Below are 20,184 nucleotides of genomic sequence, written 5' to 3'. Positions count from 1 at the left end.
CTCGTCGTCCTCAAGCCGCTTTCAAAAACGCTCGTTCGGCGCCAGGTAGCGCCACTGGCCCGGCTGCAGCCCGGCCAGCGAGACGCGGCCCACGCGCAGGCGCCGCATGGCGACGATGCGCAGGTTCACGCCGTCGCAGATGTGCGCGATCTGCCCGGGCCGCGCGCCCTTCAGTGCAAAGCGCAGGCCGGTCTGCTCGGGCGACTGCCGGCCGATGCTCACGCGCGCGGGCGAACGCTCCAGCCGCGCCAGCACCTCGGGGCTCACCGGGCCGGCCACGTCGACCATCACTTCGTGTTCGAGGATGCCCGCGTCTTCCTGCAGTTTGCGCTCGATACGCCATTCCTGCGTGTAGGCCACGAGGCCGCTGGCGCCGGTTTCGAGCGGGGTCATGCAGCGCTGGCCGCGCGCATGCGCCGGCAGGAAGCGCTGGCCCTCGCGCTCGGGCTCGTGGTGGTTGGCGGCCACCAGCAGCTGGTGGGCGTTGTCGGTCGGCATGCCGGCGGGCTTGTACAGCACCAGCGTCACCGGCACGATCGGCTCGGGCCGCGCACCGGCCGCGATCTCGACCTGCTGGTGCGGCTGCACGCGCGACTGCGGCAGCAGGGCGGGCACGCCGTCCACGCGCACCGCGCCGTTCTCGATCAGCAGCTCGGCCTCGCGGCGCGACACCTGGGCCAGCGCGGCCACGCGCTTGGCCAGGCGCACGCCTTCGTCGTCGGGCGCAGAGGGGCGGTTCGAGCGGTTCATTGCGCGTCGGCCAGTTGCCGGATGCGCGCCACGTGCGCCGCCAGCGAACGCGCCGCCACCGGCCACATGCGCTCGGGCACGTCGTCGTAGGCGAGCGGCAGCCACTGCTCGGGCGTGCCGTCGGGCAGCCGCTGCATCGCGGCGGCGATCTTGGCCTCGCGCTTGAGGCGGTGCGCCTTCAGGTGCGCGATGGCCGTGCGCGCAAAGCCGATCACGTAGCCGTGCGCCGGCAGGATGAAGTCGATGCCGCCGGCCGCGCAGGCCGCGTCGAGCTTGTCGAGCGAATCGAGGTACGCCGTCATGTCGCCGTCCGGCGGATCGACCACCGTCGTGCTGCCGTTGAGGATGTGGTCGCCCGAGAACAGCAGGCCGTCTTCTTCGAGCACCAGGCACAGGTGGTTGGCCGCATGGCCGGGCGTGTGGATGGCGCGCAGCGTGTGCACGAGCGGCGTGCCGTCGGGCGCGGTGCCCGAGAGCACCAGCCGTTCGCCGTCGGCCAGCTCGCGCTCGGCGCTGAAGCGCGCGGTGGAACGTGCTGTGGGCGCGGACGACAGCCCGAGGATCGGCGGCTTGCGCTGCGCGGCGCACAGCGCCTGCAGCGGCGCGGCGCCCGGCGAGTGGTCGGCGTGCGAGTGCGTGCAGACGATCAGGCGGATGTCGCCCTGCGTGGCTTCGATCAGCCGTGCGAGGTGCGTCGCGTCGTTCGGGCCCGGGTCGATCACGAGGTAGCCGGTGGCCGCGTCGCCCACGAGATACGTGTTGGTGCCCGGGCCGGTCATGGCGCTGGGGTTCGGCGCCGTGAGGCGCTGCACGTTCTTCAGCAACGCCACGGGCTGCGTGCTCTGCCAGTCGAGCGCGTGCGCGATCTGGCCGTCGGGGCACACCAGCGCGAGCTCGCCGAAGGGCGACTCGTGTTCCATGTAGCGCGCGTCCTCGCCCTTGAGCAGGCCGGCGCGCGGACAGCTGGTCCACAGCGGCTTCTCCTGGCCGTCGGCCCCGGGCGCGCAGGCCGCGAGCACCGCATCGACCGTCGCGTAGGCCGCCATGCGCTGCAGCGTGCGGATGGTCGGGAAGATCATGAAGAAGCTGCCCGCCTCGTGGCGCGCCAGCGCATCGGCCGGGCGCACCCAGCAGGGCTCGAACTGCTCGCTCTCGTCGGCCGTGGGCTCCTGGCCCTCGGGCATGCGCGCCACCAGGAAGGGCACGTCGAAGCGCTTGGGCAGGTCGCGGTCGGTGATCCAGTGCGCGAAGGTGAAGACCTCGTCGGCCGACAGCACCAGGCCGCGCGCCGCGCACTGGTCGGCGAAGGCCGTGCCGGCGGTGGCGTTGCGGTCCATGGCGGCGACCTCGCCGGCAGTCACCGCGCGGCCGTCGGCGTGGCGGGCCAGCAGGATGCCGAGTTCTTCGAAGGCCTCGCGGATCGCGGCGATGGCCTGCGTGTGCTGCGTGTCGCTTTGCGTGGCACGCCGCGCCGCGATGCGCGCGGCAGCGGCGTCGGCCGCGTCGATGTGGCCCCCCGGAAAGACGTAGGCACCGGGTGCGAAGCTCGCGGTGGCCGAGCGGCGGGTCATCAAGACCTCCAGGCCGGCGTCGGTGTCGCGCAGCAGCAGGACGGTGGCGGCGGCGCGCACGGGCACCGGCTCGCGATGGGTGTGGAGTTGTTGTGTGGGGCGGACCATGGAGCGATTATGGAGAGGCAAGGGGCGCGGTGCATAAGCACATGTGCAAACAGATATCAGCCGCGCGCCACAATCGGCGCCTGCACCGTCCGCCTCGAAGAAAGACCGACATGGCCCATTCTCCCTTCCCGCGTCGCGCCCTGCTGGCCGCTGGCGCCTTGCTTTGCACCGCCGCCGCATCGACCCTGGCGCTGGCCCAGCCCGACTGGCCGCAACAACCCGTCACACTGATCATGGGCTTCCCGGCCGGCTCGGGCGTCGACGTGGTCGCCCGCGCCATCCAGGAGCCGCTGTCGCGCCAGCTCGGCAAGCCGGTGATCATCGACTACAAGTCGGGCGCCGCCGGCAACATCGCCAGCGAGTACGTCGCGCATGCCAAGCCCGACGGCTACACGCTCTCGTTCGGCACCGCCGCCACCCACGGCAGCAATGCCGCGCTGTACAAGAAGCTGCCCTTCGACGTGGAGGCCGACTTCGTGCCCGTGGCGCCCGTGCTCGACGTGTCGAACGTGCTCACCATCAACCCCGACGTGATCAACGTGCGCACGCTCAAGGAGTTCGTCGAGCTGGTGAAGGCCAACCCCGGCAAGTACAACTACGCCTCCACCGGCAACGGCGCGGGCACGCACATGGCCTTTGCCGAGTTCAATTCGCGCCTGGGCCTGAACATGGTCCACGTGCCCTACAAGGGCGGCCCCGAGGCCATCACCTCGGTGGTGCGCGGCGAGACCTGCTGCATCATGAACCAGGTGCAGACCGTGCTGCCGCACTACAAGGCCGGCAAGGTGCGCCTGCTGGGCGTGACCACCGCCACGGCGGTGCCGGCCGTGAAGGAGGTGCCGACCATCGCCTCCAGCGGCCTGCCCGGCACCAAGGGCTTCGACAGCGCCATCTGGTTCGGCATCTTCGCGCCCAAGGGCACCGACGCCCACATCGTCGACAAGCTCAACGCCGCCGTGAAGACGGTGCTCGAGCAGTCCGAGATCCGCGAGCGCTTCGAGAGCCAGGGCAACACCGTGCGCATCGAGTCGCCCGCGCAGTTCAAGAAGACCGTGCACGCCAACCGCGTGAAGTGGGCCGAGGTCGCCAAGGCGGCGAACATCAGCATCGACTGATCACAAGGTCTTGGTCAGCGTGAGGATGAAGTGCGCCTTGTTCGGCGAGTAGGTCGTCTGGCCGAAGGTGCCGAACTCGGGGATCTCGATCCCCGGGTTGGCCACGGAAACGTACGAACTCTTCTTGTTCGCGCCCTGCACCGAGCCCGTGAGCGTGAGGCCGCTGCCGAAGTCGTAGGTCGCGCCGACGTTGTAGTCCACGTAGCTCCTGTAGCCCAGGCTGCGGATGTCGCTCGACATGTTCGTGTAGCCGACAGCCGCCTTCAGCGTGACCTTGGGCACGATCTCCTTGCTATAGGCCAGGTTCAGGTAGCCGGTGTTGCGGCCCGTGCGGCCCGAGCCGGTCTTGGCGCCGGCATAGCCGAAGTAGTCCTTCGACACCGTGTGCGAGTACTTCAGCGTGAACGAGCCGAGCGTGGCGTCGGTGTAGCCCGCGCTGGCGTACAGCTCCGTCGTGTTGCCCGTCGAATTGCCCGGGTACAGGTAGGTGAGGGCGCCCACGTCCATGTCGAGCGGGCCGGCCTTGAACTTGTAGCCGCCGTAGAGGTCGCTTTCAAGGCTGTTGCCCTTGAGCCAGTTGACGCTCGAATTCCAGTTGCCGATGTAGAAGCCGCTGTCGCCGAAGGCGTAGTCGAAGCCGCCCTGCACGGCGGGCTTGAAGCCGCGGGTCTTGGCGTAGTCGTTCTTGCCCAGCATGTCCTGGTCCTGGCCGCGGAACTTGTAGTTCGTGGTCAGCGCCACGTTGCCCGTGAGCTGCGCGTTGGCGAGCAGGGGCAGGGCGAACAGGGTGGGAAGAACGAGCACCGGCAAGGCGGTGCGAAGGAGATGTTTCATCGAAAGAATTCGCTAACGGATGGAGGAGCCGGCAGCGTAGAAGCGCGGGTCTAAAAGCCGCGTAAAAAACGAAGGCCCCGGCGCAAAAGTTGTGTGTCGGGCATCGTCATCGCGACCACGCCCACCACCACGCAGGCCAGCCCGACCCACGCCGTGGCCGCCAGCGTCTCGCCCAGAAACACCACGCCGATCGTCACGCCGATGGGCACGCGCAGATAAGCCTGCGCCGAGGTCGACATCGGCCCCAGCGTTTTGATGAGCCGGAAGTAGATCGTGAAGGCCAGCGCCGTAGACAGCACCGCCAGCGCCAGCACGGCGAGCATCGAGGCGGCGGAGGGGGCGAGCGTCCAGGGCCTGTCGATCGCCAGGCTCGCGGGCACGAGCAGGGCCGCGCCGCTCAGCAGCGAGCCGGCCGCGGGCACCATCGGGTCCAGGCCCTTGAACACGCGGCCGAACATCGCGGCGCAGCCGTAGCAGACGGCGGCCACCACCAGCGCCAGCTGCGCCAGCAGCGAATGCCCCAGCCCCTGCAGGGCCTCGAAGCCCACGATCAGGCAGATGCCCGCCAGCCCCGCCCCCACGCCGAAGAGGCGCTGCAGCGTAGGCTTGCCCGCGCCGCCCAGGCCCCAGCCCAGCAGGAAGATGAAGATCGGCGAGGTCGAGTTGAGGATGGTCGCCAGCCCCGCATCCACGCTGCGTTCGGCCCACGCGATCAGCGTGAACGGCAGCACGCTGTTCAGACCAGCCTGCAGCACGAAGCGCCGCCACGTCGCGCCGTCTTTGGGCAAGCGCACGCCGCGCAGGCGCAGCACCGCGAGCAGCAGCAACCCCGCGATCAGGGTGCGTGCCGCGATCAGCGTGACCGGCGGGATCGTCGCCACGCCGATCTTGATGAAGGTGTACGAGGCGCCCCAGCAGGTCGCGAGCACCGCGAGCAGCGCCCATTCGAAGGCAGGGGCGTGGGGTCGGACTGAGGCGGCGAGCGGGGTCGTTGGCATGGTGCGCCGATCTTCGCGAGACCGGCCCCTCGACACTTCGCTGACGGACGAAACGTGGGCGAAACGTGCGCGCGAAGCCTCAGTGATCGTGCCCGTGGCTTCGCGCCGGCGCAGCGCCGTTCAGCAGCGCCGCCAGGTCGACCTCCTGCTCCGCCGCCGCCCCTGCGATCACGCGCTGCTCCAGCTCGTCCAGGTGCTCCAGCGCCACGGCCAGCGCGGCGTCGAGCGAGTCGCCCATGAGTGCTTCGATGATCTGTTCGTGCTCGCGCGGCGCGCAGCTCGCGGCCTCGGCCGAGTCGTACAGCGCCTTGTACAGCTCGGTGTTCGCAATCAGCCGCCGGATGTACGACAGCAGCTCGTCGCTGCCCGCCATCTGCGCCAGCAGCAGATGGAAGTCGCCGGCCAGGCGGATCGCGTCCTCGCGCCGGCCTTCCTTGAACGCCTTCTGCTCCGCCTGCACGTGCTTGCGCAGCGCGGCCACCTGCTCGCGCGCCAGCCGGCCGAACAGCGTGGCGACCAGCCCGGCCTCCACGATGCGGCGCGCGCGGTAGATGCCGCGCATGTCGTCGATCGACGGGTTGGGCACGAAAGCGCCGCGGTTGTGCTCCAGCACCAGCCGCTTCTCGGAGCCCAGCCGCGCCAGCACCTTGCGCACCGCGCCGCGCGTGCAGCCCAGCGCCTCGGCCAGCGCGCGCTCGCGCAGCGGCGTGCCGGGGCGCAGCTTGCCGCTGAGCAGCGCCTTGGACACGGCGGCGTAGACGCGCTCGTCCACGTTCGTGTCGTCAGCGGACTCGATGGGTTCGGTCGAAGGGGCGGGCGCGGCGGATCGGCGGGTGGCGGCAGGCATGGGCCTGCGGATTATTGCCTGCACCCCGCCACCTCCGGGAAAGCCCCCGGATTGACGCGGCCCGCCCGTCTCCGTACCATTCGCGCCGTTTGGTTAACCAAAATATTTAAAATGGTTAACCAAAATAAGATCGAATTTCCAACCACCCGAACACACAGAGACATCCCATGAAACTCGCCAAATGGCTGGCCCTGCTGCCGGTCGCCGCCTTCTTCGGCGGGGGATGGCTGTCGTCCGTCGCGCCCACCTTCGTGCTCGGCATGCCCTTCCTGATGGTCTGGAACGTGAGCTGGCTGGTGCTGACCTCGCTGGTCATGGTGGTCATCGACCGCGCCGAGGGCGACCTCGACGCGCAAGATGCGCAGGCCGCCCGGGCCGCAGGAGACGCGCGATGAACGCCGCACTCGGCGTGATCGCGCTGTTCGTGGCCGGCGCCCTGGGCCTGGCCGTGCTCGCGCGGCGCGGGCGCACCATGAGCCTGGAGCAATGGGCGCTGGGCGGGCGCGGGCTGGGCACGATCATGGTGTTCCTGCTCATGGCGGGCGAGTCGTTCTCGACCTTCACCTTCCTGGGCGCCAGCGGCTGGTCGTACAGCAAGGGCTCGCCGGCCTTCTACATCCTGGCATACGGCGGCCTGGCCTACCTCATGGCCTTCTGGATGCTGCCGGCCATCTGGCGCTACGCCACCGCGCACAAGCTGGTGTCGTTCTCCGACTTCTTCGCCCACAAGTACGACAGCCGCCCGCTCGGCGTGCTGGTGTCGGTGGTCGCGCTCATGGGCATGGTGGCGCTGCTCACCATCCAGCTGCGCGGGCTGGGCATCATCGTGTCGGAGGCCTCGTACGGCTCCATCGCGCCGCAGGTGGCGATCTGGATCGGCACGCTGGTCATGGTGAGCTACATCCTGTTCTCGGGCATCCACGGCTCGGCCAGCATCGCCATCGTGAAGGACATCCTGATCCTCGTGCTCGCCGTGTTCCTGGGCGTGTACCTGCCGTGGCACTACTACGGCGGCGTCACGCCGATGTTCAGCGCCATCCACGCGGCCAACCCCAGCTTCTTCGAGTTTCCGAAAGAGGGACTGAACCTCACCTGGTACAACTCGACCATCCTGCTCACGGCGCTGGGCTACTACCTGTACCCGTTCAACCTCACCTCGGTGTACGCCGCCCGCAGCGCGAGCGCGGTGCGCCGCAACACCATCCTGATGCCGCTGTACCAGGTGGTCATCGCCTTCCTGTTCCTGGTGGGCTTCGCGGCCATCCTGCAGGTGCCGGGGCTCAAGGGCTCCGAGGTCGACCTGGCCCTGTTCGGCCTCGTGAAGCACACCTTCGACCCGTGGTTCGTCGGCGTCATCGGCGGCACGGGCGTGCTCACCGCGCTGGTGCCGGGCTCGATGATCTTGCTCACCGCTTCCACCGTGATCGGCAAGAACGTCTACAAGGAAGGCTTCGCGCCGCACGCCACCGACAAGCAGGTCTCGCGCGTGGCGCGCGGCGTGCTGCCCCTGTTCGCGCTGGTGGCCGTGTACTTCGTACTGCGCGGCGGCACCACCATCGTGGCCGTGGCCATCTTCGCGTCGAGCCTGCTCACGCAGCTGCTGCCCTCGTTGCTGTTCAGCCTGCTGAAGAAACCCTTCGGCAGCAAGCACGCCGCCTTTGCGGGCATCCTCGCGGGCGGTGCGGTGCTGGCCTTCACGATGACCACCGGCGCGAACCTCGGCACGCTGTTCCCGGCGGCGCCCGTGGTCTTCAAGTCGCTCAACACCGGGCTGGTGGCGCTGGCGGTCAACGCGCTGGTCTTCGTGGCGGTGGCACTCGTCACGCCGCGCGTGCTGCCGCGCACCGTGGCGGCGCAACCCGCCTGACCGGTCTTCTCTTGCCTCTGACCCACGAACGAAACCGAATGACCCAGCTACTGATCCGCAACGTGCGCCCCCTGGGTGCGTCTCCTGTCGATGTGCGCGTGCACGACGGCCGCATTGCCGAGATCGGCGCGGCGCTGGCCGCGCCGGCCGGCGCCACCGTCGAAGACGGCGAGGGCGCCTTGCTGCTGCCCGGCCTCGTCGAAGGCCACACCCACCTCGACAAGACCATGTGGGGCATGGACTGGTACCGCAACGAGGTCGGCACCAATCTCACCGACAAGATCGAGAACGAGCGCGCCTTCCGCCACGCCAGCGGGCACGACGCCGCCGCGCAGTCGCTGGTGCTGGCCAAGGCTTTTCTCGCGCTCGGCACCACGCGCCTGCGCACGCACGTCGACGTCGACACCCAGGCCGGCCTGCGCCACCTCGAAGGCACGCTGCGCACGCGCGAGACGCTGCGCGAGGTGCAGCAGATCCAGGTCGTCGCGTTTCCGCAGTCTGGGCTGCTCGGGCGCGCCGGCACCGCCGAGCTGCTCGACCAGTCGCTGGCCCTGGGCGCCGACGTGCTCGGCGGCCTCGACCCCTGCGCCATCGACGGCGACCCCGTGAAGTCGCTCGACGTGCTGTTCGGCATCGCCCACAAGCACCAGCGCCCCGTCGACATCCATCTGCACGAGCCCGGCGCCATGGGCGCCTTCTCGCTCGAGCTGATCCTGCAGCGCGCCGAGGCGCTCGGCATGCAGGGCCAGGTCGCGATCAGCCACGGCTTCTGCCTGGGCGACGTGAGCGAACGCGAGCGCGACGTGCTGCTCGCGCGCATGGCGAAGCTCGGCGTGGTGCTCATCACCAGCGCGCCGGCCTCGCGCAACGTGCCGCCGCTCATGGCGTGCCGCGCGGCCGGCGTCACCGTGCTCGGCGGCAACGACGGCATCCGCGACACCTGGTCGCCCTACGGCAACCCCGACATGCTCGAGCGCGCCATGCTCATCGGCCTGCGCTACAACCTGCGCCGCGACGACGAGCTCGAAGTGGCACTCGACACCGTCACCCATTCCGGCGCGCGCGGCTGCGGCTTCGCGGCCTACGGGCTCGACGTGGGTTGCCGCGCCGACCTCGTGCTGGTCGACGCGCAAACACCCGCGCAGGCCGTGGTGGGCCGCCCCGTGCGCAAGCTCGTGGTGTCGGGCGGCCGCGTGGTCGCGCGCCACGGCACGCTCGTGCCCGGCGCCGTGCCCGCGTGAGCCGCGCCACACTCCCCGCCTCCGACAACCCGCGCACCGGCGCGGGCCCGGTCTTCTTCGCCTGCGTGGTGGTGCTGGTGGCGCTCAACCTGCGCGCCTTTCTCACGTCGAGCAGCCCCTTGCTCGAACCGATCCGCGCCGCCACCGGCATCGGCTTTCACGCCGTCGCGCTGCTCACCGTGCTGCCGATGTTCGCGATGGGCGCCGTGTCGCTGTCGGGCGCGGCCGTGGGCCAGCGCCTCGGCGCGCGCGGTGGCATCGCGCTCGGGCTCGGCGCCATCGCGCTGGCCTGCGCCGGCCGCTACGTGGCGGGCGGCGCCGCGGCGCTGCTGTGGAGCGCCGCGCTCGCGGGCGCGGGCGTGGGGCTGGTGCAGGCGCTCATGCCCGGCGTGGTCAAGCAGGCCTACCCCGCGCGGCTGGGCCTCATGACCGGGCTCTACTCGGCCGCCATCATGGGCGGCGGTGGGCTCGGTGCCATGGCCAGCCCGTGGCTCGCGCGCGCCGTGGGCGGCGATGTGCAACTCGACTGGCACGCCGGCCTCGCGATGTGGGCGGTGCTCGCGGTGGTGGCGCTGGCGGCGTGGCTGCGCGGTGCGCGCCAGCTGCCGTCCGCGCCGTCATCTGCGCGAGGCGCCACCGACCCGTCGCTGGACCGCGCCTGGCTGCGCTGCTTCGGCCACCGCCGCGCGTGGCTGCTGGCGCTGTGCTTCGGCCTCATCAACGGCGGCTACACCAGCCTCGTCGCGTGGCTGCCGCATTACTTCCACGCCGAGCGCGGCTGGACGGCGCAGCAGGGCGGCGCCGTGCTCGCGCTCATGACGCTGGCGCAGGTCGTCGGCGCGCTCACGCTGCCGGCGCTCGCGCGGCGCGGCGGCCAGCGCGACCTGCGGCGCTGGTTGGTCGGCGCGCTGCTGGCGCAGCTCGCGGGCTTTGCGGCGCTCGGGCTTGCGCTGCCCGTGCCGGCGGCCGTCATCGCCGTCGTGCTCGGCGCGGGCCTGGGCGGTGCGTTCTCGCTGTGCATGGTGCTGGCGCTCGACCACCGGACCGACCCCGCGCAGGCCGGTGCGCTCGCGGGCTTCATGCAGGGCGTGGGCTTCATGATCGCGGCGCTCGCGCCCTTCGTCACCGGCTGGGTGCGCGAGCAGACCGGCGGCTTCACCATGGCCTGGGCCTACCTGGCCGCCGTCACCGTGCTGCTGCTGCCCGCCGTGCTGCGCTTCGATCCGCGCCGCTACGCGAGTGCCACCGCCGGCCTGTTCGGCGCGCAGACTGCATCCGCGCCGTCCCCCATCGAGCAGGCCCGCAAGGCCTGAGACCCAAGGAGATCCGACCCATGTACAACGAACACTTCATGCAGCGCGCCCTGGCCCTCTCGGCCCGGGCGCTCCAGGAACCCGGCACCGAGCCCTTCGGCGCCGTCGTCGTCAAGAACGGCGAGGTGGTGGGCGAGGGCTTCAACCACTCCGTCGCGCACCACGACCCCACCTCGCACGGCGAGGTCGAGGCCATTCGCGATGCCTGCCGCCGGCTGGGCACCGTCGACCTGTCGGGCTGCGAGCTCTACACCTCGTGCGAGCCCTGCGCCATGTGCGTGGCGGCCATGCACATCGCGGGCATCGGCCAGCTGTACTACGCGGCCACGCTCGCGCAGTCGGGCGACGCATTCAAGGGCGTGACCGTGGCGGCTCGCCACCCGATCGACGTCGACGTGCTGCGCACCGAAGCCGGCGCGCCGCTGGCCGCGCGTGCGCAGCCGGCCGAGCAGAAGATGGACGCCGAGGCCGTGCGCATCCTCTCGGCGTGGGCCGAGCCGCGACGCGGCAACTGACACGCTACGCGGCAGCAGCGTCGCCGCGCGTTGCGGCTTCGAACTCGGCGCGGTTGAGCAGGCCGAAGTACAGCACGTCGTACCACTGCAGCCCCAGCGGATATTCCGTGGCGCGGCTGCGTGTGCTGTCGCAGTCGTCGTCGAAGCGCAGCCCGAAGAACGCATCGAGCGGGGCCGCCTGCTTTTTCGCACCGGCTTCGCGCAGCACCTGCGCCGCCGCCGCGATGTCTTGCGGCAGCGCATCGAGCGCGGCGCCGGCCTGCTGGCAGCGGGCAAGCTCCTTCTCGACACAGGCCCGCAGCGGGGCCTCTTCCGATTCGGTCATGGTGTCGAGCTCGACCGTCTCCAGCAGCAGGTGCTCGTTGCGGTGGGCTTCGAGAAAAGCCAGGGTCTCGTCCAGCCAGCCCGGCAGCTGCGTCGAGCCCGTCGCGGGTGTGGCCGCTGCGGGCGCGGCAGCTGCAGGCGGTGCCTTCGGTGCGGCGGGCGGCGAGAACCAGCCCTTGAGCCGGTCGACGAACGACGTGGCCTTCGGCGCGGCCACGACGGGCGCCGCTGCGGGCGCGGGCGGAGGCTCCGGCGCCTGCGCCGCCAGGTACCGCATGATGTCGATGAGCCGCTTCACCCGCGCAAAGCCCGGCTCGAAGCGGCCGCTGATCGCGTACAGCCGGACCTTCTCATCCCCCTCGTCGCTGTCGAGTCCGTCGGAGATCAGCGACGCGCACAGTTGCGGATCGCCCGACATCAGCAGTCGGTACATGAACGGAATGTCGTAGTTCCATTCGGAGATGCCCGAGATGGTTTCGGGCCGGTCCGTGTACGCCGCGGGCCGGTTGGTGAGGCTGTAGAGGTAAGAGCGATTGGCCATGAATCAAAGTGTGAATGGCGGCTGCAATGCGAGCGCGTCGCCGTGACAAGAATGAAGAAGTGCCACCCCTCGCGAAGCGGCCTTCGGCCTGGTCGGTAGATTCTGCCTTCGCCAGATTTACACTCCGCCCCATGCAAGGAAAGCAAGGAAGCAACGACGTTCAGCGCGGTCTGCAGCCCGTGGTGGAGCTGCGGTCTGAAGGCGCGTCGTACCTGTATTCCGTGCGCGCGCCGCGCTCCAAGGGCGTGATCCCGCCCAGCTCGTACAGCCACACCGGCTTTGCCAGTGTGGCCGATTGCCTGCGCGACATTGCACGCGCGCTCGGCGGCAACTTCAGTCGCATCTACGTGCGCCTCGAAGGCCACTGCGTCGGCGAGCGCGACATTGCCGAGCTGCGCAAGGCGCCCGACATCGTCGCGGCCGAACTGCAGGCCCTGTGCCGCGCGGTGATCGCCGAGCAGCAGAAGCAGCAGCAACAAGACCAGAGCGAAGTCACCACGCCGCGCTGCTAGCCGCGCGAAGCGGCGTGTCGTTCGTTCACTGCGGCACGTTCACGATGGTCGCCTGCATCATCGCCACCACCTTGTAGTCGGTGTCGCCCGCCTTCGCGAAGGCACGCACTTCGCCCGTGCACACCGCGAGCAGCTTGCCCGAGCTTTGCACGCGGCCCACCGCCAGGAAGCGCTCGCCCAGCGCGGGCCGCATGAAGTTGATCTTGAACTCCGCCGTCACCACGTCGCAGCCCTGCGGCGCCTTCGTGAGGCCCGCGTAGCCGCAGGCGCTGTCGACGATGCTCGTCACCGCGCCCGCATGCACATAGCCGCGCTGCTGCGACAGCGCTTTTGAAAACGGCATCTCGATGTGCACCTCGCCGTCGCCCACATGCACCAGCCGCGCGCCGAGCGTGGCCATCAGGCCCTGTGCGTTGAAGCTGTCGGAGATGCGGGTGTGGAGGTCGGTCATGGCTGGCAGGGAAAAGAAGCAGAAGAAAAGGGCGTCGGTGGAGGCGCCCCGAGGGGGCACTGCATTCTGCCGCGCGGCGTCATTTCTGTTTTCGGACCTCAGCCGCTCGCCCCGGTCGAGTGCCGCGGAGCCGGTGCCTTGTAGAGCGGGTCACCCATCTGGCAGGTGCATTCATGCGGACAGGCCGGCAAGAAGTCGAGCTGAACGCCGAGGGCCCGCTGGTTCTCTACCGACTTGTTCGCAGACGGCTCACGGCCGACAACGTGGCTGGTTTTCGGAAGATCGATCCTGGCGGTGAATTGCAGGTTCTCCCGAAGCACGCGGGCCACGTTGCGACCTCGTTCCAAACCCAGCCCGTGAGGGCGATGGTCACGCTCCTCGGGCTCGACCGAGGCTCCGACATAGATCGCCTCATGGTTGGGATAGCGCGTTCGAAGCTCTGTCATCCAGCTGCCAAGCCGCAGCACTTGATCGGCCGATACGGCCGCGGAGTCTCGGTCGAAGTACACGTAGAAGACCTTGATGGGACTGCATGCGAGCACGGCGGTCGGCCCGAGTGTTGCCAGAGCGAGAGCCACGCCCCTCAGAGATTTCAGATGCCTGATCACGGTGTGCCTTAGCGGGTAACGCCAAGAATATAGGCCGCAAGGCTGTCTGCATTCAGCCGGGACTTGAATTCCTTCGCATGCTCTCTGGAATTCGAGGTTCCGTACCAGGTGTCGTCCGAGCCAAAGGTGTCGTCGAAGTGGGTGACCTCATGGATCAGCGTGAGCAATCGCGAGTCACCGTCCAGCACGGCACCTGTGTCGAAGTTGGTCTTGTTGTCGAACCTGAAGTTGCAGAAGACAAGCGCAATCGCCACAGTGTGGGTGCCCGTGTCCGGCTTGCAGACTGCCGCGGCGGCGCCGTTCGCGCTGGGCAGAACGCAGGTCGCCACCTTGCCGTCTTCCGTGTATCGAATGAAGTTTTTCGCTTCCATGCCTTGAAGCACACGGATGCATGCGGACAGGCCTTTCTGCAGATGTTCGCGGATGCCTTGATCGGCCACGCCAAACCATTCGCTCACCCGGGCTTGGGCCCCCTTGTCCCATCGCTCCAGTTCAGGGAGCCGCTTTTTCGCGATGTAGTCGATCGCCATGTCGCGCAGCTTCATCACCAAGGCGGCGAACTCCTTGTTCGTCATGTTCGGGCAGATTCTTTCGGTCTGCGCCGCTTCGGGTGGATGCGTGACGCCTTCGTCCACCGCCTGCTTCAGGGCTGCCATCTCCGCTGACGGCACGGTGACTGCCGTCATCGCCGATGCCATCAGATTCGTCTGCGCCGTAGCAGCCTGCCAGGCCCCGTCGTCGCAGGTCGACGTGTGCTGAAGTGTGGCAACCAGTGGCTGCGGCACCGGACAGTGGCAGACCACCACGTCTCCCTCCAGCGCAGCCTCCGAGATGAATCGAGGGCGCCGTGGCCCTCCGGCCTTGGCAATGATGCCGACGCTGTTGCAGCCCTCGCAATAGGCCCTGCCGCCGATCAGGGCGACCCGATGCCCGTGCAGGTCGAACATGGGTCCGCTGTACGGAAGGATTCGACCACCAGGGACTGGTGGGTCTCCAACCACAAGAATCTTTCGCTCCATTCGATACGCTCCCGTTTGATGACGGGGCGTTGTATGTGGGCGAGCGCGCTAACACTGTTGTCTATCGTCAACCGGTTGGGAGCGCGTCATCGGCGCACGCGCGACCCGCGAATGCGGTCGCACAAAAGCGGCCGGGAATGGCCGGGGTGATCAATCCCACGCCGGCGACAGCCCTTGCGGATCGGTCAGTCGCTCGCCCCGGTCGAGCGCGGCGATCTGCGCCATCTCGGCCTCGGTCAGCGTCAGTTGCTGCGCCTTCAGGTTGCTTTCGAGGTTCGCGCGCTTCGTCGACGACGGAATCATCGCGTAGCCCAGCTGCATCGCCCAGGCCAGCACCACCTGCGCGGGCGTGGCGCCGTGTGCCGTGGCAATGGCGCCGATCACCGGGTCGTTCAGCACCTTGCCGTAGGCCAGCGTCATGTACGAGGTGATGCGGATGCCCTGGCTCTGCGCGAAGGCCGCCACCTTGCGGTTCTGCAGGTAGGGGTGCAGCTCGATCTGGTTCGTGGCGATGGCCGATGCGCCCACGGCGGCAATGGCTTCCTGCATCAGCGCGATGTTGAAGTTCGACACGCCGATCTGCTTCGTGAGCCCCAGCGCCTTGGCCTCGGCCAGCGCGCCCATGAACTCCGCCACCGGCACCGCGTTGGCGGGCGAGGGCCAGTGGATCAGCGTCAGGTCCACATGGTCTGTGCGCAGCTTGGCGAGGCTGTCTTTCAGGCTGGGCACCAGCTTGTCTTTCGCGTAGTGGTCGGTCCAGATCTTGGTGGTGATGAAGAGCTCGCTGCGGGCCACACCGCTTTCGGCAATGGCCTGGCCCACCTCGGCTTCGTTGCCGTAGATCTGCGCTGTGTCGATCGTGCGGTAGCCCAGGTCGAGGCCGTTCTTCACCGAGTCGATCACCACCTGGCCCTGCAGGCGGAAGGTGCCGAGGCCGAAGGCGGGAATGGGGGTGTGGTTGTTCGTGGTCATGGCGTGTGTGTTCCTTGTGTTCAAAGAAAGAAAAAGAAGAGAAGGGAAGAGGAAAGCTCAGTGCCCGACCGGCACCGGCCCCGAGGCGCGCACCGGAATGCCGGCACGGCGGTCGAGCGAGCCGCTCCACTGCGTGAGGGCCAGAGAGACCAGCACGACGAGTGCGCCGATCCAGGGCGTGTGCATCAGCCCGAGGTGCGTCACGATCAAGCCGCCGGCCCAGGCCGCGCCTGCAATGCCCAGGTTGAAGGCCGCGATGTTCAGGCCCGAGGCCACGTCCACCGCCTGCGGCGTGAAGCGCTCGGCCTGCTTCACCACGTACACCTGCAGCCCCGGCACGTTGCCGAACGCCACCGCGCCCCACATCAGCACCGCCACCAGCGCCAGCCACTTGTGCGGCGCCGCGAAGTTGAAGACCAGCAGCACGGCCGCCAGCAGCGCAAAGATGATCTTCAGCGCCGGAATCGGGCCCATGCGGTCGGCCAGCTTGCCGCCCCAGATGTTGCCCACCGCCACCGAGATGCCGTACACCAGCATCACCCAGCCTACCGCGCCGGCGCCGAAGCCCGACACATCAGTGAGGATCGGCGCCAGGAACGTGAACGGAATGAACGAGCCGCCGTAGCCGATGGCCGTCTTGGCATACACCAGCAGCAGGCGCGGCTCGGCCAGCACCTTCGCTTGTTGCGCCAGCGAGGCCGGCGGCGTGTGGCGGATGTTGCCCGGCACGAAGATCCAGCTGCCGATGAAGGCGATCACGCCCAGCGCCGACACCGCCAGGAAAGTCTCGCGCCAGCCGAAGTGCTGCCCGATGAACGTGCCCAGCGGCACGCCCGTGACCAGCGCCACCGTGAGCCCCGTGAACATGATCGCGATGGCGCTCGCCGCCTTTTCCTTCGGCACCAGGCCGGTGGCAATGGTCGAGCCGATCGAGAAGAACACCCCGTGCGCCAGCCCCGTGAGCACGCGGGCGGCAATCAGCGATTCATAGCTGGGCGCCTGCCACGCCAGCAGGTTGCCGACCGTGAACAGCGCCATCAGCCCGAGCAGCAACGCCTTGCGCGGCAGCTTGCCCGTGAGGGCCGTGAGCACCGGCGCGCCAATGGCAACGCCCAGTGCATAGAGGCTGACCAGCAGGCCCGCCGAGGGAAGGCCGATGCCGAGGTCGGCCGCGATGGTGGGAATGAGGCCAACGATGACGAACTCGGTCGTTCCGATGGCGAAGGCGCTGAGGGTCAGCGCGAGTAAGGCGATTGGCATGAGAGCACTCCTTGTGGGATGAGGAGGAGTGTCTTGCGGTTACCTTTGCAGATAAATGGGGGTTAGGGCAGAAGATAGTTGCCTGCAGAGCAATAGTTCGTGGATTCTTGCGTGCTAACTCTGAGGCCTTTAAGGAGGTCGGGGCGACTCCATGATTCGAGATGGGAAGCCGGAGGTAATTACGCGTACCAATTTATGAGAATTTCAAATATCAATGTATTTGATAATGAGATTGACGCGATATTGGTGTGCATTCGAATTTCTGTGAAGAACAATTTCCCTTGTGAGTTTTTTAAAACTGGAGGGGTTGTTTTATTGAACTTCGCGGAGGACGAGGAAGTTGTAATTTGCCATTTTTACTAGTTCGACACTGATGCACTGACCAACTGCTCCCACAAACTCCAGGGGACGTTTCCCGGAGAGGGCTAATTTGTAATCAAATGGTTGAAGCATTTTTTTCAAAAGCACCTGGGATAGATCAGGGAATTTTTTTCGGAAATTAGAAATAATTTTCGAAAAACGAGAGTTTGGCTCGGATGTGATTTCTAGTAGTCTCAATTTATTTACTTCGAAGGAGCAGTGGAGTTCGCAAAATTTGATGCCCGATTCATCGAATACTTCGATTGCTAAGTTTCTCGCGAAAAGTCGTTTCTCATTCCAGTCGGCAAGGAAAAGAATTTCATAGTTTTTTTCTTCGAACTCTAATTGAATTCTGAGGCGGTCATTGATAAATGAAATTCTTGACTCTCCTACGCGTGCCCAGCCGATAGCGCCATTCTTTTCCAGCAAGCATAGATATCGAGTAATTCGATGGAGATTTACTGTCTGATTGGGAAAGCTCCAAGAAGTGAAGCTGTCTTGTGCAAATAGACGAAGCAGCGAAGTTGTTCCATCCGAAAATTGATGAACCCGCGCAAAAATTCTCTCCGCTGGCCTTTGAGTATGTGCGAGTGAATTTTGAATTCTTCGAATCGCACGTTGATGTTGCTCAAAGGTGGCAGCGACCTGAGTGCGTGTTCGAAGAGTTCGAGCATCGGCTAATATGTTTTCCGTTAGAAATGAGGCCGCTTGATCGATCTTTTTAAAGGCTCGTCGAATAGGTGGGAGCTTCTGCTTCATGGCCAGAATCATCGCTAGCGTGATTGGCTCTGCAAGGGTGAGCCAAGAATCTGTCAAGGAGCGTATTTTGAGAATTTCTTGATTGTCATTAAATGCGGCAGTTAATTCTTTGTTTTTTGTTCCGCGCCTGGTCAGATTTTGACTTCCTACTGTTGCGATTTGATTGCCAAATAGCATTACTTTCGCATGAACGTCTGGTAAAAAATAAACGGAGTGGCCGTCTTTTATTAATGCTTCCAAAGTGCTGAGCGATGACGCTCCTCTGGCGAAGAGCTCCGCATCGAATAGCGTGTATATCGATGCAACGTGTCTTCGCCCAATCGTACGGGCGATGGTGGACGTAATGTAGGGGGAGATTAGCAAAGGGCTGATCGATTCGCCCTGAGCTGCCACATTCCAAGCGCGTGTCGCGTTTGCGTAAAATTTAACCGATCGCTTCGAATTCATCTTGTCTCCTCCAAGTCGGTATTTTCAATAAGAAAACCTAATTATTCTGCATGACGGATGGGGGAACATCGCAGACATATGGTTTCCCTCTGGAATTTCGACGAGTTTGCGATGGTCGATAGATATACTTCGCCTCGTCGCGCTAGGTGGTGCGGCCGGGTTTGGAAGCCTGATGAACCTCTGCGCAACTTGGAGTCCATCTCATGGCTGAATCCGCTCGCGCCTGCGCGCAATCTCGCATTCCTTCCGCCTCCCTCGACGACCTCGCCCTGCAAGCCTGCGACGACGCCGACAACCTCAACGCGGTCATGCGCGCTTACACCGCGCTAGAAAAGCTCGTAGACACCAGCGCCCTCAACGACAGCGAAGAGCTCACCCCCACCCGCACCGAACTGAGCGCCTTGCTGCGCCTGCTCAACGAAGCGTTGATGACCCGCATCGCCACCGTCAACGCGACAGCCGGCGCCGTACGCGATGCGCTGCAAGCGCACCCCTCGCTCAAGCCGGCCTAGCCCCCGGCGGCCGGCGTGAAGCCTCTGCCTCACGACCGGCCCGCAACCCTCAAGCCGCCTTCGTCTCCGGCAACACCGCCGTCACCGCAAAGTCCACCAGCATCAGCCAGGTCTCTCCGAGCCCGGTGATGTTGTGGTGGTCCGAGTTCGACATGGTCTGCACGCTCACGGCCGCGCGCTGACCGGCTACGCTGCGCATCCCGTTCGCTTTCCAGCGTTCTCTCTTCTCCACGACAAAGCCGATGCCAGTTGCGCCCATTGCCGCCGACGACAGCACCAACAACAAACCCGAAGAGGCCACCTTCATTTCCGCCGCCTGGACCCGCCTGCGCGACATGGTCGCAGCGCGAACCCCTGCGGACGGCCGCACCGACACGCTGTACCCGGGCCTGCGCTGCTACCGCTTTTCACACCCGATCCGCTACGAGAAAACCCAGCGCCTCACGCCAGGCGTGGTGGTGGTCCTGCAGGGCCGCAAGACCGCGCACCTCGGCGGCGGCCGTTCGCTGGCCTACGGCGCCACGCAGTGCCTGGTGCTCGGGGCCGAGGTCGCGTGCCTCGGCACGGTCGTTGGGGCGAGCGCCGCGGCGCCGTACCTGGCCATTCATTTGGACCTGCCGCCCGACGTGCTGGTCAAGTCGGTCCTCGCACTGGCCGAAGGCGGTGGTGATGCGCTGCCGGCCGAGCCTGCCCGCGTGCGCGAGCACTTCACGGCCCCGGTGGGGCCGGAGGTGGTCGAGGCCTTCGCACGCCTGCTGCTGGCGGCCGATGACCCGGTGGACCGCCGCACGCTCGCGCCGCTGGCCGTCGAGGAAATCGTGCTGCGGCTGTTGCGCTCCGAGGCCGCCGCCGCCATCCGCAGCGCGGGCGCCGTCACCAAGGCCGGCGCCCGCATACAGACGGCCATCGGCTTCATGCGCCGCCATCTGGGCCGGCCGCTGTCGGTGGCCGAGATCGCAAGCCACGTCCACATGAGCCCTTCGCACTTCGCGCACAGCTTTCGCGAGGTGGCCGGCGTCACGCCGATGCGTTGCATTCGCGACCTGCGCCTGGAAGAGGCGCGCTCACTGATACTGGGCGCGGGGCTGCGCCCCGGCGATGCGGCTGCCAAGGTGGGGTTCGAGAGCGCGGCGCATTTCAACCGCGCGTTTCGCAGACGGTTCGAGACGACGCCTGCGGAGTACGTGCGGCGCATGCAGGCGGCGTGATGCCGGGGTGACCCCAGCGTGGCTGCCTGCATCCTTCGCAGCCATGGTCAAT

The 20,184-nt window shown here is 66.9% G+C and carries 22 protein-coding genes; 9 read left to right on the top strand and 13 right to left on the bottom strand.

Annotated features, from left to right (window positions below; translation table 11 throughout):
* Nucleotides 1-21 precede the first annotated feature (21 nt).
* Complete coding sequence (locus tag AC07O4_RS23810; protein ID WP_495305835.1) at nucleotides 22-750, bottom strand: RNA pseudouridine synthase; 729 nt, start codon at nucleotides 748-750, stop codon at nucleotides 22-24.
* Nucleotides 747-2,429 (bottom strand): MBL fold metallo-hydrolase, encoded by a 1,683-nt coding sequence (locus tag AC07O4_RS23805; protein ID WP_495305834.1) that lies wholly within the window; start codon nucleotides 2,427-2,429, stop codon nucleotides 747-749. Before AC07O4_RS23805 ends, AC07O4_RS23810 begins: the two co-directional genes overlap by 4 nt.
* 110 nt (nucleotides 2,430-2,539) lie before the next feature.
* Between AC07O4_RS23805 and AC07O4_RS23800 the strand changes: the two genes are divergently transcribed.
* Nucleotides 2,540-3,544: a Bug family tripartite tricarboxylate transporter substrate binding protein gene (locus tag AC07O4_RS23800; RefSeq protein ID WP_495305833.1), complete on the top strand. Its 1,005-nt coding sequence runs from the start codon at nucleotides 2,540-2,542 to the stop codon at nucleotides 3,542-3,544.
* On the opposite strand, the gene AC07O4_RS23795 is transcribed toward AC07O4_RS23800, so the two are convergent.
* The 3 genes from AC07O4_RS23795 to AC07O4_RS23785 form a co-directional block, all read right to left on the bottom strand.
* The gene (locus AC07O4_RS23795) at nucleotides 3,545-4,378 is read right to left on the bottom strand and encodes a TorF family putative porin (protein WP_495305832.1); all 834 of its coding nucleotides are present in this window, start codon (nucleotides 4,376-4,378) and stop codon (nucleotides 3,545-3,547) included.
* A gap of 50 nt (nucleotides 4,379-4,428) precedes the next feature.
* Entirely contained in the window at nucleotides 4,429-5,376 is a 948-nt protein-coding gene (locus tag AC07O4_RS23790; RefSeq protein ID WP_495305831.1) for a DMT family transporter, read from the bottom strand.
* Nucleotides 5,377-5,455: 79 nt separating this feature from the next.
* Complete coding sequence (locus tag AC07O4_RS23785; protein ID WP_492741046.1) at nucleotides 5,456-6,223, bottom strand: GntR family transcriptional regulator; 768 nt, start codon at nucleotides 6,221-6,223, stop codon at nucleotides 5,456-5,458.
* Nucleotides 6,224-6,390: 167 nt separating this feature from the next.
* Here AC07O4_RS23785 and AC07O4_RS23780 point away from each other — a divergent pair, with 167 nt between their 5' ends.
* Genes AC07O4_RS23780 through AC07O4_RS23760 form a run of 5 tightly spaced genes read left to right on the top strand, consistent with a single transcriptional unit; the run spans nucleotide 6,391 to nucleotide 11,159 of the window.
* Nucleotides 6,391-6,618, top strand: coding sequence for a DUF3311 domain-containing protein (locus tag AC07O4_RS23780; protein ID WP_495305830.1), 228 nt, complete (start codon nucleotides 6,391-6,393; stop codon nucleotides 6,616-6,618).
* Entirely contained in the window at nucleotides 6,615-8,090 is a 1,476-nt protein-coding gene (locus tag AC07O4_RS23775; protein WP_095743585.1) for a sodium:solute symporter family protein, read from the top strand. Before AC07O4_RS23780 ends, AC07O4_RS23775 begins: the two co-directional genes overlap by 4 nt.
* A 38-nt stretch (nucleotides 8,091-8,128) precedes the next feature.
* A complete protein-coding gene (locus AC07O4_RS23770) occupies nucleotides 8,129-9,331 on the top strand; it encodes an amidohydrolase family protein (protein ID WP_495305829.1) in 1,203 nt (400 codons plus the stop codon).
* Nucleotides 9,328-10,644, top strand: coding sequence for a cyanate transporter (locus tag AC07O4_RS23765; protein ID WP_495305828.1), 1,317 nt, complete (start codon nucleotides 9,328-9,330; stop codon nucleotides 10,642-10,644). Before AC07O4_RS23770 ends, AC07O4_RS23765 begins: the two co-directional genes overlap by 4 nt.
* A 20-nt stretch (nucleotides 10,645-10,664) precedes the next feature.
* The gene (locus AC07O4_RS23760) at nucleotides 10,665-11,159 is read left to right on the top strand and encodes a nucleoside deaminase (protein WP_139702979.1); all 495 of its coding nucleotides are present in this window, start codon (nucleotides 10,665-10,667) and stop codon (nucleotides 11,157-11,159) included.
* Nucleotides 11,160-11,163: 4 nt separating this feature from the next.
* On the opposite strand, the gene AC07O4_RS23755 is transcribed toward AC07O4_RS23760, so the two are convergent.
* Complete coding sequence (locus tag AC07O4_RS23755) at nucleotides 11,164-12,024, bottom strand: DUF7822 domain-containing protein (protein ID WP_495305827.1); 861 nt, start codon at nucleotides 12,022-12,024, stop codon at nucleotides 11,164-11,166.
* 131 nt (nucleotides 12,025-12,155) lie between these two features.
* Here AC07O4_RS23755 and AC07O4_RS23750 point away from each other — a divergent pair, with 131 nt between their 5' ends.
* Nucleotides 12,156-12,536 carry a hypothetical protein gene (locus AC07O4_RS23750; protein ID WP_095948154.1) on the top strand — a complete coding sequence of 127 codons (381 nt, stop codon included), beginning with the start codon at nucleotides 12,156-12,158 and terminating at the stop codon, nucleotides 12,534-12,536.
* Nucleotides 12,537-12,561: 25 nt separating this feature from the next.
* Here the strand turns inward: AC07O4_RS23750 and AC07O4_RS23745 are convergent, their stop codons facing one another.
* The 6 genes from AC07O4_RS23745 to AC07O4_RS23720 form a co-directional block, all read right to left on the bottom strand.
* Nucleotides 12,562-12,987, bottom strand: a complete 426-nt coding sequence (locus AC07O4_RS23745) for a PaaI family thioesterase (RefSeq protein ID WP_070060148.1) — start codon at nucleotides 12,985-12,987, stop codon at nucleotides 12,562-12,564.
* A 98-nt stretch (nucleotides 12,988-13,085) separates the two neighbouring features.
* Complete coding sequence (locus AC07O4_RS23740) at nucleotides 13,086-13,595, bottom strand: hypothetical protein (RefSeq protein WP_495305826.1); 510 nt, start codon at nucleotides 13,593-13,595, stop codon at nucleotides 13,086-13,088.
* 8 nt (nucleotides 13,596-13,603) lie between these two features.
* Nucleotides 13,604-14,542: a M35 family metalloendopeptidase gene (locus AC07O4_RS23735; protein ID WP_495305825.1), complete on the bottom strand. Its 939-nt coding sequence runs from the start codon at nucleotides 14,540-14,542 to the stop codon at nucleotides 13,604-13,606.
* 222 nt (nucleotides 14,543-14,764) lie between these two features.
* Nucleotides 14,765-15,586, bottom strand: a complete 822-nt coding sequence (dkgB, locus tag AC07O4_RS23730; RefSeq protein ID WP_495305824.1) for a 2,5-didehydrogluconate reductase DkgB — start codon at nucleotides 15,584-15,586, stop codon at nucleotides 14,765-14,767.
* A gap of 57 nt (nucleotides 15,587-15,643) precedes the next feature.
* A complete protein-coding gene (locus AC07O4_RS23725) occupies nucleotides 15,644-16,846 on the bottom strand; it encodes an MFS transporter (RefSeq protein ID WP_495305823.1) in 1,203 nt (400 codons plus the stop codon).
* A gap of 312 nt (nucleotides 16,847-17,158) precedes the next feature.
* Nucleotides 17,159-18,412, bottom strand: a complete 1,254-nt coding sequence (locus AC07O4_RS23720; protein WP_495305822.1) for a phospholipase D-like domain-containing protein — start codon at nucleotides 18,410-18,412, stop codon at nucleotides 17,159-17,161.
* Between the two features lie 203 nt (nucleotides 18,413-18,615).
* On the opposite strand from AC07O4_RS23720, the gene AC07O4_RS23715 reads away from it, so the two are divergent.
* On the top strand, nucleotides 18,616-18,924 hold the full coding sequence (locus AC07O4_RS23715; RefSeq protein ID WP_495305821.1) for a hypothetical protein: 309 nt from the start codon (nucleotides 18,616-18,618) through the stop codon (nucleotides 18,922-18,924).
* Nucleotides 18,925-18,973: 49 nt separating this feature from the next.
* On the opposite strand, the gene AC07O4_RS23710 is transcribed toward AC07O4_RS23715, so the two are convergent.
* On the bottom strand, nucleotides 18,974-19,123 hold the full coding sequence (locus AC07O4_RS23710) for a hypothetical protein (RefSeq protein WP_495305820.1): 150 nt from the start codon (nucleotides 19,121-19,123) through the stop codon (nucleotides 18,974-18,976).
* 43 nt (nucleotides 19,124-19,166) lie between these two features.
* On the opposite strand from AC07O4_RS23710, the gene AC07O4_RS23705 reads away from it, so the two are divergent.
* Nucleotides 19,167-20,132, top strand: coding sequence for an AraC family transcriptional regulator (locus AC07O4_RS23705; protein WP_495305819.1), 966 nt, complete (start codon nucleotides 19,167-19,169; stop codon nucleotides 20,130-20,132).
* Nucleotides 20,133-20,184 lie beyond the last annotated feature (52 nt).

This window comes from Variovorax sp. GW821-FHT09D04, assembly GCF_059416405.1.
Note: the sequence above shows the minus strand (reverse complement) of the source record. Positions and strands in the feature narration are given on the sequence as shown.